The following is a 13,569-nucleotide window of genomic DNA, read 5'->3' on the forward strand; positions in this document are numbered from 1 at the left end:
TTGGCGGTTCAGAGGATGAAGGCGGACTCACACTGGATCAGCTGCCGCTGCTCGCAGTCGATGGCGAACTCGATTCCCAGCGGCAGCACCAGTTGCGGGTCGGTATGGCCAAAGCCGGCGTTGCTGACGATGGGCAGATTGCTACAGCCAAATTCGCCGCGTACCACCTGCACGATGACCTGATCGAGCTGTGCTTTTTCCTCGCCGCTGTAATCGCGTGCACGGCCGACGATCAGCCCGGCCAGCTGCCCGAAAACGCCCATCACGCCGTAATTGCGCAGCCAGTATTTCACGTAATCCAGCGAAGGCTTTTCCTGCGAGGTTTCCAGGAACAGGATCCGGCCTTGCCAGAAGTCCGCCTGCGGCCACCAGGCGGTGCCCTTGAGCATTTCCAGCACTTCCATGCAGCCACCGAACAGTCGGCCATGATGCGTGCCGCTGCCCTGCAGAAAGCGCGGGCCGGCGTCGCTTCGCCACCCGGCGAGGTCGCAACAGTGCTGCGGATCGCTCCAGTCGCCGTAGCCGTTGGCGTAGTCCGGGAATTGCGGCAGCACATGCCGTGGCGAGGGGGCGAGCAGCGTGTCGCGCAGATAGGCCTGATACGCCGGCGGAAAATGGCGGTATTGTGCGAAGCCGGCCATCACCGACGGCCCGTTGAAGGTCACCAGCCCCTGCAGATGCAGTGCCACGCTGACCGACGTGAAATCGGAATAGCCGATGAAAAACTTGGGGTTGCGGGCAATCAGCGGCAGATCGAGGTGGCGCAGGATGCGCGCCGAATCGTCGCCACCGATGCTGCTGACAATGCCGGCGATGTCCGGATCGGCAAAGGCAGCATTGATGTCGGCTGCGCGCAGCTCGGGGTGCGCGTACACCTCGTCAAACGCCATGCGCGCGCTCGGATATTCGCGAATCTGGAAACCCAGCTCGCGCAAGGTGGCGAGGCCCGCTTCGTAGACCTGCGGAAACAGCGCCGGCAGGCCCTTGGATGGCGAGAGTACGGCCAGCGTATCCCCCCGGCGCAGTGTGCGAGGTTTACGCAATATCGCTGATGTATACATGGTGTCCTATATTGCTGTATCCATTTATCAGTAAAGGCTATACAACTATACCCACGCTATCGATCAGCCCCCCGCCCCCGCATAGCGCCGCATTCCCGCCCGCCACAGCCACATCAAGAGCAGCACGCTGCCACCGGCGATCAGCGTCATCGCCCCCAGTACCGGCAGCAGTGGCTGGCCTTTCAGCAGCACCTGACACGGCCACCAGACGATGCCGGCCAGCGGCAGCAGCATGAAGGCGCCGCGCGCGATGCGCGGGAATAGTTCGAAGGGGTAGCGCGACATGTCGGTGAGCTTGCCCACGGTGTGAAACACCGGGAAGTACTCGCCGAGAAAGAAACAGCTGGCAATCGCCATCTGGTTGATCGCGTTCAAGACGATGGCCGCCAGTGGCAATAGCAGCACCATCTGCAGCACAAAGGCCGGACCAAACACGCCCGGCAGATTGGCCAGCGCAAAGCCGCAGAACGCCAGCCCGGTCGCCGCCACCACCAGCCCCTGCGGGTGGAAGCGCTCCAGCACCAGCATCTGCAGCGGGTGCACCGGCCGCAGGTAGTAGCGGATGAAGTTGCCGTTCTTCAGCCAGGTTTCCAGCATGTACATCGCATTGCAGCAGCTGCTTTCGAACACGTAGGCGAGGAACATGAAGCCCTGCATGAACAGCAGCTCGTAGCGTGAATAGCCGGCAATGCTGCCGCCTTGCCCCAGCATCAGGTAGAGCGTCGCCCCGCTGGCTACTGAGGTGAAAAACATGCCGGCGATGATCAGGCCGAAATCGGCGCGGTTTTCCAGCTTGACCTTGCAATCGGCAACAGTCATGCGCCACCAGGCGGTGAGAAAGGGGGTCATGCTCAGTCCGCCACCTTTTCCCAGATCTCATGCTCGACCTGCACGCCGTTCTCAGAACGCTTGTTGTGCCAGAGGCCGTCGATGAATTCGTAGCGGAAGGTGTATTGCTGGCCTTCCGGTACTGGCCAGGTGGTCATGGCCGGGGTTTCGACGTAGTCGGCGTCATCGAAGCGGTAGCTGCCGCTGGCGGCGGAGTAGAACTTGCCGTCCTGCAGCGTGAGAAAACTGAAGCCCTGCTGCGAGATCACCTTGCGCGATTGCAGGCGGCTCATGTCGTACGGGGTGACCGGCTGGCCGTGCTCGCCGAATTCGCCGCTGCGCAGCTGCCAGGTGCCGAGGAAGGGATTGTGGCTCATTACATTACTCCTGAGTGTATAAGGCGCTAGCCTTTTTCAGTGTTGACCTGTGAGGCAATACCTCAAGGCTTCTTGGTGAAGTCGAGTGCATCGGGGTTGCTGCGCACCATAAAGCGGTCGGGTGCGGGATAGGTGGCAAAGCCCAGCGAGTGGTAGACCGCCGGCGTGCCGGTGAGCAGGTAGCAGTGCGCCACGCCGGCGATGCGCGGGTGCGCCAGCAGCGCGGCAATCATGCGCCGTGCAAGCCCCTGCCCACGCTGCGCTTCGGCGACATACACGTCAGCCAGATAGGCAAAACGCACCGTGTCGCTCAGCACGCGCGCGTAGCAGACCTGCTCGCCGCCGAGAAACGCGGCGATGACGACGGTCGAGGCCTGCGCGCCCTGTTCGACATGGTGGCGCGTGATGCCCGGCGACCAGTAGCTGCCGGCCAGCCAGGCGGTGACACGCTCCCAGTCGACGCGCGCCAAGTCAAAGGAGAATTCGATATCGTTCATCATCAGGCTCCGAATACCACCAGCTTGCGCTGCACCTGCAGGCTGGCCAGATGGGCAAACAGCATGAAGGCCAGCGCCCAGCACGCCTGAATCAGCAGTGATTCCGGCCCGTGCAGCTGGCCGGTGAGGTAGGCGACCGGTGTGTTGAAGAAATGCGCGAAGGGCAGCACGTGCAGCAGCGTCTGCGCGGCAGGCGGGAAGAAGGCCAGCGGGATCAGCGCGCCGCCAAGAAACTGCACCACCGCGTCCTTGCTGGCGATGATGCCCCACAGGTCGGTCGCGAGAAATCCGGCCAGGCCGACGATAAAGGCGAGGCAGAACAGCAGCACAAAGCTGCAGACCAGCGACGCCAGCGCCACCGGCCAGCTGGACGGCGCCAGATTCAGCCCTGCCCACCACAAAAACAGCGCAAACGCCGGCAGCATGTACAGCGCCTTGGCCGCCACCGCCCCCAGTGCCATCGCACCGTGGCGCAGCGCCAGATTCATCGGCTGGGTGAGCTGGCTGGCGACTTCGCCAGAACGAATCTCGCGCGCCAGCCGCCAGTCAGCCGGCGTGGTGATGATGGCAAACAGCGTCTGCGCGGTGGCGACGTGCGTGAGTGCGGTGGCGAAATCCAGCCCGGCGCGGCTCGGGTCGTTCAGATACAGCCCGCGCCACAGCCAGTACAGCAGCCACATGCCCAGCAGATAGCCGACGCAGATGATCAGCCGGCCCTTGCGGTCGGTGGCGGTGACGCGGCCATTGGCCAGCGCCAACTGATAGCAGGCGCGCAGCGTGCTCATGCGGCCTCCCGCGCGCCGACCTTGCCGGCCAGATAGAAGCCGTGCAGCAGCTCTTCCAGGCTTTGCTCGACCGGCTTGATGTCGTGAATGGCAAACGGCGCGAGCAGCTGCAGCAGCTCGGGTAGCGGCAGGCGCTCGTCACGCGCCACTTCCAGCCAGTCGCCGTTGTGGCGCACCGCCAGACCTGCGGGATGAGCGGCCAGCAGTGCCTGTGCGGCGTCGCGGTCGCCCCCCAGTTTTGCCGCCCACCAGTGGCCGTCACCGGCGCTCTGGCGAAAGTGCGCGAGGCTGCCGTCGAACTTGAGCTGGCCGTGGTCGATCAGCAAGAGGCGCTGGCTGAGTTTTTCAATGTCGCCAACGTCGTGCGAGGTGATCAGCACCGTCGTTCCGGCATCGCGGTTGATCTGGCGAATCAGCCCGCGCATGCGCGCCTTCATTTCCAGATCGAGGCCAATGGTCGGTTCATCCAGAAACACCACTTCCGGCGCGTGCAGAAAGCTGGCGGCAATCTCGCACAGCATGCGCTGGCCGAGGCTCAGCGTGCGCACCGGGCGCAGCCAGAATTCATCCAGCCCGCCCTCGCGGCGGAACAGGCTCAATTGCTGCTGGTAGGTGGCTTCCGGAACCGCAAACAGCGCCTGCAGGATGCGGAACGAGTCCTGCACCGGCAAATCCCACCACAGCTGGCTGCGCTGGCCGAAGACCACGCCAATGTGCTTGACGTATGCGCGCCTATCCCTTTGCGGATCGAAGCCTGCGACCGATACCCTGCCTGAGCTGGGTGCAAGAATGCCGGTGAGCATCTTGATGGTGGTCGACTTGCCCGCGCCGTTCGGCCCGACCAGCGCCACGCATTCGCCGCGCGCAATGCCGAAGCTCACATCACGCACCGAATGCGTTTCGCTCCACTTTGGCCGTACGAGGCGCGCAAAGCGCTCACCCCAGCTCTGGCCCGGCAAGGGGCTGCGGTAGACACGGTTCAGTGCATCGGCCTGGATCAGCATGGTTTTAATTACCAAATCAGAAAGACAGATGACAATGTAATGCAGTTGCCTGCGCCAGCGGAATGTCGGATTCTGTCGGGATATTTGTCCAGAACTCTCGCGCATTCCGACAATGGCAACCATCTATTACGAGCGTTTCGATATTGAAGACGGCGGCCGCCTGGTTGGTGCGCACGTCTATCACAAGGCTTCGTGCCCGCCGATGCGGCAGCGCGGCATCTTCATGTGCGGTGTTACCGCGCCGACCGGCCTGTGCGAAATCGAGCGCATCGACGCGCCGTTTCATGTGCTGATTTTCGTGCTGGGCGGTTGCGCCGAGCTGTTCGAGGGCGAGCGCCGCTGGCAGGTCGGCCCCGGCCAGTTCGGCATGCTGCCGCCGGGCGGGCAAAAGGGCTTTCGCCGGCTCGGTGACGAGGCCATGCCGCATGTGTGGTTTCTGCTGCGCGACCACGAGCGCTGGAACCATCTGCCGCGCGGCTCGCCCTGGGTCGATGCATCCGGCGAGGGGCCGGCGCTGTACGACGCGGTCTCGCTATTTCAGCGCGAAGCGGCGCGCCAGAATGCCGGCGAGCGCGACGCCCTGATGCTGCCCGCGCTGGATCTGGTCGAGCGCCAGCTGGAGCGGGCGCTTGGCGCTTACCGGCCGCCGTCGGGGCGGGCGCAGGCACTGCAGGTCGTGTTGGCGCAGGTCGTGCAGGCTGCGCACGAGCCCTGGCCGGTGGCACGCCTTGCGGCAGAGCTGGGGGTGACGCAAAGCCATCTGCACCGCCTGTGCCGCGAGCATCTCGGACAATCGCCGGGGCAGCTGGTGTTTGCCGCCCGCATGCACGCCGCCCGCGCGATGCTGCAGGCGGGGGGGCGTGTCGGCGAGGTGGCAACGGCGGTGGGCTATGCCGAAGTCGCCAGCTTTTCGCGGCGCTGCCGCGAGTTTTTCGGCGTCAGCCCGAGTGCCCTGCAGGCGGGGAAGTAGGGGTAATGATCATTGGGTATATGCCCCTAGCCATTTTATAAGAAGGGCTGTGGGGATATCCCCTTTTCCTGACTATGTCTTCCCTTCTGGAAGCAAGGTTTTCAGAGCCTTCGGCGCGGGGTGTGTGCGGAATCTGGTCACTCGTGACTACCCATTCTGGCGTTCGTGACCACTCCGCCGATGAGATATGACCATCGTGATGGTCTCAGTGACAGCTGATCGGCCGAAGCGGTCATTCGGCTAAAAATATGCAAGGTCCGCTGTTTTATGACTGTCACATCTGTCGAAAGCGTGATTGAAACCGCTGGCTCACCGGCAGTTTTTCCGAGTGGTCGCGCAGATGTACGATCAGTTCGCCCTGCTCAATGCGCTGCACGGCCGCCACCTGGCTGGCCGCGACGATGGTGCCGCGGTTCAACTGCCAGAATTGTTCGGGGTCAAGCAGCTCAGCCAGGGTCTTGATCGGCAGGCGGATGCATACCTCCTGCGTTCGCGTTAGTACCCGGGTGTATTTGGCATTGGCTTGAAAGAAGAGTACGTCTTCAACCGGAATCAGATGCAGCGTATTACCGACCGATGCTTGTATCCAGCGCAGCTGCGTGCGGTGTGGTTGCAGTACGTCGGCTATGGCGGCAATGTGGCTTGGCGTCATGGCGCTGCGGTTTTTCAGTCGCAGCACGGTGCGTGCCAGCCGCGTTGCATCAGCCGGTTTGAGCACGTAATCCACCGCGCCGGCCTCGAAGGCTGCTACGGCGTATTCGTCGTAGGCGGTCACGAACACGATGTGCACCGCATCGTCGGCCAGCCGGGCGACGTCCAGACCAGTCAGCCCTGGCATCCGAATATCCAGAAAAGCAATATCGGGTTGCATGCCGTGCAGTGCTTCCAGTGCGCTGAATCCGTCGTCCGCTTCAGCAATGATGTGAGCGTCGGGCCATAGCACCTCCAAGCAGGTTTTGAGCTGCGCACGTAGCAGGGGTTCGTCGTCGGCAAGCAGGATACGCGGCATGTTAGTCCGAGGGCAGCAACGGGATGGAGATGCAGGCGATGGTGCCCCGTCCGTGGGTGTGTGGGTCAGCCTGCAGGCTGAAGCGGGCAGCCGTGCCATGCAGCTTGTGCAAGCGTTCGCGCAGATTGCTCAGTCCGTTGCCATCCCGCGGCGCAGCTGGCAGGCCCACGCCGTTGTCGCGCACTGTCAACTGCAGCATCTTGCCATCCACGTCTGCGGCAATGGCGATATGCACCGGGCCGGGCCTAGGTTCGACGCCGTGTTGCACGGCGTTTTCTACAACGCTCATCAGCACGGCAGGTGGAAAGGGCAGTGCTGCGGCCGCTGTGCTTGCATGTACCGCAAAGCTGAAGCGATTGCCCAGCCGGATACGCATGATCTCCAGATAGTGGCTGGCCAGTGCCAGCTCTTGCGCCACGGTGGAGCTGCTGGCTCGAAGGCTGGGCAGCGCTGCACGCAGATAGGCAATCATATGGGCGGTGAGTACCCCGGCCTGTGTGGGTTCGGTGGCGATCAGATGTTGTACGTTGGCCAGCGTGTTGTAGAGGAAATGCGGCTCGATCTGAGCCTGCAAGGTGCGTAGCTCCTGTTCCAGCAGGCGGCGCTCGGTACGCGCCTGCTCGTCGGCCTGCCATTGGGCCTGTTGCGCCAGCTGGGCGCGGCGTTGCTGCCATAGCTGCGGCAGCAACAAGGCCAGCGCAAGCAACAGCGGACAGGCCAGCGCCGCGACATCAGGTAACAGGCGCAACGGTGCGCTGGATGCCCAGTGACGATAGCTCAGCCAACCGACCGCACTCCCCGTCAATATGCCCGGCAGCAGACAGGCTAGCGCCGCGGGTAACGCGAACACTGGCTGCCACTGGTTTTGCAACGCCAGCGTCAGATAGCCGCCGGCATAGCCAGACAGGCACAGCACAAAAGCACTCTGCCAGCCGGTGCGCAAGGACAGCGGGAAAACTTGCGCAGCCAGCAACAGACTGATGCACAGGGCCATCCCACCCAGCCAGCGCAGCATCGTCGGCCGTGCTGGCTGGGCGCTGGCTGACATGGAAGGATTGCTGCTCATAGCGTCGGCTCGTCTGGCGCGAGTGTTTGCAAGGTTCCGTCTGGTTTGTGTTGCACCAAGGGTTTTCCGCAGCATAGGGTCTGCGGGGTGTGCCTGTCTACGACCTCAAACACCAGCTGGTCCATCCAGATCCGCCCCTTGCCGGCCAGCAGCAGGCCAAAGTGCAGGCTTTCGGCATCGGCCGGGATGTCGAGTACGACATCCCAGCGCTGCCAGTCGTTGCTGTTTTTCAAACCCCGGGTGTACATGTTGTCAAAAACCACCGTTTTGCCCTGATGGTTGTCGGCGCGAAGCCACAGCCCCCCCCAACCCAGTACGTCTTCGGTCTTGAGCATGGCGCTGAAGCGTACGCGCTTGCCGGCGTAGTTGCGCGCGGAAATGGTCTGGTGCAGATCACCCCAGCCCTCGCTGATATCGCCATCGAGGTATTGCAGGCTGGGGGCGCCTTGCGCGCTCAGCGCGGTTTTCATGTCCAGTTTGCCGGCATAGCTGGTGCCGCCGGATGATTCGAGCTGCCAGTGTGGTGGTAGCGGCGTATCGGTCTGGCTGGACCAGGCAGCGACGGCAAACGCCATGGTGGCGGCGACAAAAATGGCTTTCAGTTGCATGGGTATTCTCCCTGAGTGGATGCAGGGTCAGTATGGCCAGCGGCATGATGCCATGCGACGAGCATGCGATGTATCCCGCCGCAGGCGGGACGAACATGGGATCTTTCGCGATGAATGCCCGGTGGCCTGCAATGCCAAGTGCCGATGAAAGACTTGTGACGCAGTTACATGGCAATCACAAATTAACCCAAGGCCAACGTAGACCGATGGCACAGCCAGGCTGCTCCTGGCGCGCTTGTATCAGCGGGTTGATCGCTGGGCGGAAATTTGCGCATTCATGCTGGTGCTAAGTACGGGGTTTGCGCTGCTTTGGGGCAGCAGGCCGGGAATGGCGCTCGCAGTCAAGATTGGACATCGCAGCCAATGCCTATTGCGTACTCTTGGTGTGGCGCCGCGCGGCCCATGCCGAGGCTGGCGACTGGGAGCAGTTTGATGCGGTAGACCACCTACAACCCCGCTGGGGCGCCGTGGTCCTGGTCAGCATGCTACTAGCCGTGATGATGGAAGCCTGGATTGGCTTCCATCCGCTCACGGCCTAAGAGCCTGTTCAAAGTCTTCTAAGCAGTAATGCCAGGAATGCCAAATGGACGAACTGCAAGCTGGTATTGAGCTTTCGCTTGCAGTTCTTCCATAGCTCTTTCTCATTCGACGAGCTTCTCATAAATTCAAAAGACTTTGAAAGGCTCTCAGACACGTCCCGCACCTGATCCTCCCCCTGCGGGGAAACCTGCGCTTCTCAGCGGCTTTCAGGGCTGAACGTGCTAACCAGCGGCTTTGTTCTACAGACTTCCTGAAACAGAGACAGGATCAGGTTGGTTTTATGCGGCGCTCTGCTTGCGCAATTCGGGCAGCAACGCGGCCACGATGCCGGCCAGCGGTATCCAGCCGCACAGCGCATACACGCCGACAATGCCGTAATGGTCGGCCAGCCAGCCCATCAGTGCGGCGCCCAGCCCGGCGATGCCGAAGGCCAGCCCGAAAAACAGCCCCGAGATCATGCCGACCTTGCCCGGCACCAGCTCCTGCGCGTAGACCAGAATCGCCGAAAACGCCGAGGACAGGATGAAGCCGATCAGCATGCTCAGCACCAGCGTGCCGGTGAGACCCATGTGCGGCAGCGCGATCGAGAAGGGCGCAACGCCCAGAATCGAGAACCAGATCACGCGGCGGCGGCCGATGCGGTCACCCAGCGGCCCGCCCAGCAGCGTGCCGGCGGCAACGGCGAACAGGAAGGCGAACAGGTAGTACTGTGCGCTCTGCGCCGGCACCGCGAAATGCTCCATCAGGTAGAAGGTGTAGAAGCTGTGCAGGCTGGCGAGGTAGGTGTATTTGGTGACGACCAGTGCGACCAGCACCGCCAGCGCCAGGCGGGTGCGGCCGGGCGAGAGCGGGGCGGCGGTTTCCCTGCGCTGGCGTGCCGGCTGGCTGGCCAGATGCTGGCGGTACCAGTTGCCGACCTGCCACAGCACGATGATGGCGGCCAGTGCCGCGAGCGAAAACCACGCCAGGCTGTGCTGGCCATAGGGCAGGATGATGAGCGCGGCCAGCAGCGGGCCGACGGCCGTGCCGCCATTGCCGCCGACCTGGAAGAGCGACTGCGCGAGGCCATGTCGCCCGCCCGATGCCATGCGCGCCACGCGCGATGATTCGGGGTGGAAGATCGACGAGCCGGTGCCGACCAGCGCAGCGGCCAGCAGCAGCAGCGGGAAGGTGGTGGCCTGCGAGAGCAACAGCAGGCCGAGCAGCGTCGACCCCATGCCGACCACGAGTGCGCGCGGTTGCGGGCGGCGATCGGTGATCATGCCGACCAGTGGCTGCAGCAGCGAGGCGGAGCACTGGTAAGTGAGCGTGAGCAGGCCGATTTCGGCAAAAGTGAGGTGATAGTTGCCTTTGAGCAGCGGATAGATCGCCAGGATCAGCGACTGCATCATGTCGTTGAGAAAGTGCGCGAGGCTGATGGCGCCGAGCACGCGGTAACGGGTGTCGCCCGTTGCGGCGCTGGCTGGCAGGGTAGCGGTCGCAGAGTTCGTCATGGGAGGCTCCGGATCGGTAAAGAGGGAAGGCCCATCTTAGGTGACGCTGTCATGTCTGTCCTGCTAGAGTAAGGCGTCAACTAGCGAGAAAGCGGCATGAGTGATTCCGGAAAGCTGATCGAGGAGATCGGCCCGCCCCAGCTGATGGGTGAAAGCCTGATGATTGCCAAATCCATCGATTACCCGGCGGGAGCCCACACCATCCGCCACACGCATCCGGTGGCGCAACTGCTCTACGCGGTCGAAGGCGTGATGCGCGTGGAAACGCCGCGCGGGCAATGGGTGGTGCCGCCCAGCCGGGCCATCTATGTGCCGGCCGGCGAATGGCACGAAGTTCATGTGGTCAGCGCCGCGCGCATGCGCAGTGTCTATGTGCGCCCCGACGCGGTTGCCGGCCTGCCGGTCGAATGCACCGTGCTGGCGGTGACGCCGTTGTGGCGCGAATTGCTGCTGGCCGCTGTCACCTTCCAGCCGCCCGTGCTGCACGACACGCGCGAAGGGCGGCTGTTGCGCCTGCTGCTCGATGAAATCGTGGTGCTGCAGGCGCTGCCGCTGGCACTGCCCTGGCCGGATGATGCGCTGCTGACACCGCTGTGCCGCCAGTTGCAGGGCATGCCGGACGATACGCGCGGCGGGGAGGAATGGGCCGCACAGCTAGGCGTCGATGTGCGCACGCTGCAGCGGCGTTTTCTGCGCGCCACCGGCATGAGCTTTGGCGAATGGCGGCGGCAGGCGCGCCTGCTGTACGCGCTGCAGCGGCTGGCGGCAGGTGATCGCGTGCTGGATGTGGCGCTCGATGCCGGCTATGCCTCGCCGAGTGCCTTCACCGCGATGTTCCGGCGGCAGTTTGGCGTGGCGCCAAGCGAGTTCTTTGCCGTACCCGCGCCGGTCTGATCAGGCCGTGAGGGTTTTGAACATGACCAGCGCGTCGACATAGCCGAGGCGGGCATGACGGAATGCGCCCGGCAGCGTGCCGACCACACTGAAGCCCAGATGCTGCCACAGCCGCACCGCGCGAGTGTTGGTCGAGACAACCAGATTGAACTGCATGGCCCTGAAGCCCATCGCCACGGCAGTCTGCTGCGAGTGCCCGCACAGCGCGGTGGCAATGCCGCGCCCGGCGGCCTCCGGCGCGACGACGTAGCCGCAGTTGCACACATGGCTGCCAAGCCCGGTCTGGTTGGGCTTGATGTAATACGTGCCGACCACGTTGCCCGTTTCGTCGCAGGCGACAAAGGTGGCGGCCGGTACAGTAAGCCAGGCATGGCGGATGTCGGCCTCGCTGCTGTCGGGCGCAAAGGGATAGCTGTCGCCGCTGGCGAAGGTCGTGTGCAGGATGGGCCAGATGGCCGGCCAGTCGGCGGGCAGGGCGGGGCGGATCTGCAAGGCTGAGGTCATGCGGGCGGTTTCCTTGAACGTGAGTCTGTGGTGTGCCCCTGAGGGGCCGGAACGGCTGCGCAGGGCATCCCGAAAGGCGTTTGCGGCCTCGCATGCATGCTCGCCGGGCTCTGGATGATTGAATAATCGGGCTTTTCCCGTACAAAGCACTTACTCGGATAATTCATGCTGCGCTACACTGAGCGCCATTCTGGCGTCACAGTCAGCGCGGACGCCGGCATTTCTGCCGCCACCGCGTTGCCCGGCGCAGCCCGGCAAGGGCGCATTTTCAAATTTGATGTTGAGGATTACTGATTTTATGGCTGCACCGACTTCACTGCGCGACATTCCGCAAAGCCACATTTTCCGCAAGGGCGATGTCTTCGTGCTGTTCGGCGAACTGTTCGGCCGTGGCTACGCCAACGGTCTGGTGAATGAGGCCCGCGCGGCCGGTATGACGATTGTCGGCATGACTGTCGGCCGTCGAGATGAAAACCAGAAACTGCGTCCGCTGACCGCAGAAGAACACGCCGAAGCCGAAGCCAATCTCGGCGGCAAGATCATCAATGTGCCGCTGATGGCCGGTTTTGACCTTGACGCGCCGGAAGGCGAGCCGACCCCGACCGACCTGCTTGCACCGCTGACACTGAAAAGCTGGCAGGACGACAAGCTCGACTGGGCGCAGATCGAACGCTGCCGCGCGGTCGGCGTACAGCGCTTCAAGGATTCCGCTGCCCGCGCCATGGCCGAGCTCGATGGCCTGGTGCCCGATGGCAGCAATGTCTTCTTCGCGCACACCATGGCCGGCGGTATTCCGAAGGTGAAAGTGTTCCTCGCAATCGCCAACCGCATCTACAAGGGCCGTGGCGAGCGCTTCATGTCCTCGCGCGCACTGCTCGACAGCGATCTGGGCAAGCTGATCCTGATGAACTTCGACGAAGTCACCGCGAACACCTTCCAGTACCTGATCGACGCCAGCGCGGCGATCCGCGGCCGTGTCGAAGCAACCGGCGGGCAGGCCCGCTACACGGCCTACGGTTACCACGGCACCGAAATCCTGATCGACGGCCGTTACCAGTGGCAGACCTACACCAACTACACGCAGGGTTATGCCAAGAAGCGCCTGGAAGACGTGGCGAAAGCCGCGTGGGAAAAGGGCATCAAGGCGACTGTCTTCAACTGCCCGGAAATCCGCACCAACTCGTCCGACATCTTCGTCGGCGTCGAGCTCTCGCTGTTCCCGCTGCTCAATGCGCTCAAGCACGAAAACGGCGGCGCCTGGGCCGATGTGCAGCGTCAGGCCTGTGCCGACCTGCTGAAGGACGGCGTATCGCTGCAGGATCTGCTTGACCAGATCGAGTCCTACAACGCTGACGGCGTGATCACCGAGTTCCGTGATTTCGACCGCTGGCCGATGGACAATTCGCCGGAGCTGGCCGAGGTGATGATTGGCACCTCGGAAGCCATCACCAATCTGCACAAGGAACGCACCGCGCTGGTGACCGACCTGCTGAGCGCACTGGTGCTTGAAGGCACCGGCCCGCTGATGTTCCGCGAAGCCGCCAACCCGGCCGGCCCGGTGCTGTGGCTGAACCACGACGTGATCGCGCGCCAGCTGAACCAGCTGCACAACTGATCATTGCCCGGCATCAGCAAAAAGGCGGCCTGCGGGCCGCCTTTTTGTTTCCCTGCCGCATGCAACCGAGGCTTAACCCGGCAGCCAGCTGCGGATTTCTGCCACGGTCGGGATCTTGCCGGTGGAAACCACCTTGCCATCGATGGCCACGCCCGGGGTAGCCATGACGCCGGCTTTGGCGATTTCGGCGTAGTCGCTGACCTTTTCCAGCGTGAAGGCGATGCCGAGGCCGTCGCAGACATCCTTGATGAGGGCTGCGGTTTGCGTGCAGCGTGCGCAGCCGGGGCCGTAAACAGTCACTTTCATGGTCATGGTATT

Annotated in this window: 17 protein-coding genes and 1 pseudogene; 5 read left to right on the top strand and 13 right to left on the bottom strand. The window is 63.2% G+C overall.

Annotation, left to right across the window (positions count from 1 at the left end; genetic code table 11):
* Positions 1–8 precede the first annotated feature (8 nt).
* From H559_RS0104535 to H559_RS18965, 6 genes are all read right to left on the bottom strand, one after another.
* Complete coding sequence (locus H559_RS0104535; protein ID WP_028451711.1) at positions 9–1,043, bottom strand: S66 family peptidase; 1,035 nt, start codon at positions 1,041–1,043, stop codon at positions 9–11.
* Between the two features lie 81 nt (positions 1,044–1,124).
* The gene (locus tag H559_RS0104540; protein WP_028451712.1) at positions 1,125–1,910 is read right to left on the bottom strand and encodes an ABC-2 family transporter protein; all 786 of its coding nucleotides are present in this window, start codon (positions 1,908–1,910) and stop codon (positions 1,125–1,127) included.
* A gap of 2 nt (positions 1,911–1,912) precedes the next feature.
* A complete protein-coding gene (locus H559_RS0104545; protein ID WP_028451713.1) occupies positions 1,913–2,266 on the bottom strand; it encodes a hypothetical protein in 354 nt (117 codons plus the stop codon).
* Between the two features lie 62 nt (positions 2,267–2,328).
* Positions 2,329–2,763: a GNAT family N-acetyltransferase gene (locus tag H559_RS0104550; protein ID WP_051278933.1), complete on the bottom strand. Its 435-nt coding sequence runs from the start codon at positions 2,761–2,763 to the stop codon at positions 2,329–2,331.
* Between the two features lie 2 nt (positions 2,764–2,765).
* The gene (locus H559_RS0104555; RefSeq protein WP_028451715.1) at positions 2,766–3,548 is read right to left on the bottom strand and encodes an ABC transporter permease; all 783 of its coding nucleotides are present in this window, start codon (positions 3,546–3,548) and stop codon (positions 2,766–2,768) included.
* Positions 3,545–4,552, bottom strand: coding sequence for an ABC transporter ATP-binding protein (locus H559_RS18965; RefSeq protein WP_051278934.1), 1,008 nt, complete (start codon positions 4,550–4,552; stop codon positions 3,545–3,547). Before H559_RS18965 ends, H559_RS0104555 begins: the two co-directional genes overlap by 4 nt.
* Positions 4,553–4,664: 112 nt before the next feature.
* Between H559_RS18965 and H559_RS21430 the strand changes: the two genes are divergently transcribed.
* Entirely contained in the window at positions 4,665–5,522 is an 858-nt protein-coding gene (locus H559_RS21430) for an AraC family transcriptional regulator (RefSeq protein ID WP_028451716.1), read from the top strand.
* A gap of 274 nt (positions 5,523–5,796) precedes the next feature.
* On the opposite strand, the gene H559_RS0104570 is transcribed toward H559_RS21430, so the two are convergent.
* The 3 genes from H559_RS0104570 to H559_RS21440 are packed head-to-tail and all read right to left on the bottom strand — an operon-like array spanning position 5,797 to position 8,205.
* The gene (locus H559_RS0104570; RefSeq protein ID WP_028451717.1) at positions 5,797–6,531 is read right to left on the bottom strand and encodes a LytR/AlgR family response regulator transcription factor; all 735 of its coding nucleotides are present in this window, start codon (positions 6,529–6,531) and stop codon (positions 5,797–5,799) included.
* Between the two features lies 1 nt (position 6,532).
* Positions 6,533–7,579 carry a sensor histidine kinase gene (locus H559_RS21435; protein ID WP_162143295.1) on the bottom strand — a complete coding sequence of 349 codons (1,047 nt, stop codon included), beginning with the start codon at positions 7,577–7,579 and terminating at the stop codon, positions 6,533–6,535.
* Between the two features lie 14 nt (positions 7,580–7,593).
* Positions 7,594–8,205, bottom strand: a complete 612-nt coding sequence (locus H559_RS21440) for a hypothetical protein (RefSeq protein WP_028451718.1) — start codon at positions 8,203–8,205, stop codon at positions 7,594–7,596.
* A gap of 347 nt (positions 8,206–8,552) precedes the next feature.
* Between H559_RS21440 and H559_RS0104585 the strand changes: the two genes are divergently transcribed.
* A complete protein-coding gene (locus tag H559_RS0104585) occupies positions 8,553–8,744 on the top strand; it encodes a hypothetical protein (protein WP_028451719.1) in 192 nt (63 codons plus the stop codon).
* Positions 8,745–8,752: 8 nt separating this feature from the next.
* On the opposite strand, the pseudogene H559_RS22545 reads toward H559_RS0104585, so the two are convergent.
* Both H559_RS22545 and H559_RS0104590 read right to left on the bottom strand, forming a co-directional pair.
* Positions 8,753–8,842: pseudogene (locus H559_RS22545) on the bottom strand (IS5/IS1182 family transposase); the annotation flags it as partial.
* A 181-nt stretch (positions 8,843–9,023) separates the two neighbouring features.
* The gene (locus H559_RS0104590) at positions 9,024–10,238 is read right to left on the bottom strand and encodes an MFS transporter (protein ID WP_034639659.1); all 1,215 of its coding nucleotides are present in this window, start codon (positions 10,236–10,238) and stop codon (positions 9,024–9,026) included.
* A 96-nt stretch (positions 10,239–10,334) separates the two neighbouring features.
* On the opposite strand from H559_RS0104590, the gene H559_RS0104595 reads away from it, so the two are divergent.
* Complete coding sequence (locus H559_RS0104595; RefSeq protein WP_034639661.1) at positions 10,335–11,132, top strand: AraC family transcriptional regulator; 798 nt, start codon at positions 10,335–10,337, stop codon at positions 11,130–11,132.
* Here H559_RS0104595 and H559_RS0104600 read toward each other — a convergent pair whose 3' ends face one another.
* Positions 11,133–11,636 carry a GNAT family N-acetyltransferase gene (locus H559_RS0104600; RefSeq protein ID WP_028451722.1) on the bottom strand — a complete coding sequence of 168 codons (504 nt, stop codon included), beginning with the start codon at positions 11,634–11,636 and terminating at the stop codon, positions 11,133–11,135.
* 165 nt (positions 11,637–11,801) lie between these two features.
* Between H559_RS0104600 and H559_RS23295 the strand changes: the two genes are divergently transcribed.
* Positions 11,802–11,930, top strand: a complete 129-nt coding sequence (locus H559_RS23295; RefSeq protein ID WP_281171350.1) for a hypothetical protein — start codon at positions 11,802–11,804, stop codon at positions 11,928–11,930.
* Between the two features lie 4 nt (positions 11,931–11,934).
* Entirely contained in the window at positions 11,935–13,251 is a 1,317-nt protein-coding gene (locus tag H559_RS0104610; RefSeq protein ID WP_028451723.1) for an enoyl ACP reductase FabMG family protein, read from the top strand.
* Positions 13,252–13,323: 72 nt separating this feature from the next.
* On the opposite strand, the gene H559_RS0104615 is transcribed toward H559_RS0104610, so the two are convergent.
* Positions 13,324–13,563: a thioredoxin family protein gene (locus tag H559_RS0104615; protein WP_211230890.1), complete on the bottom strand. Its 240-nt coding sequence runs from the start codon at positions 13,561–13,563 to the stop codon at positions 13,324–13,326.
* Between the last annotated feature and the right edge of the window lie 6 nt (positions 13,564–13,569).

Source organism: Chitinilyticum aquatile DSM 21506 (assembly GCF_000430805.1).
GTDB classification, from domain to species: domain Bacteria; phylum Pseudomonadota; class Gammaproteobacteria; order Burkholderiales; family Chitinibacteraceae; genus Chitinilyticum; species Chitinilyticum aquatile.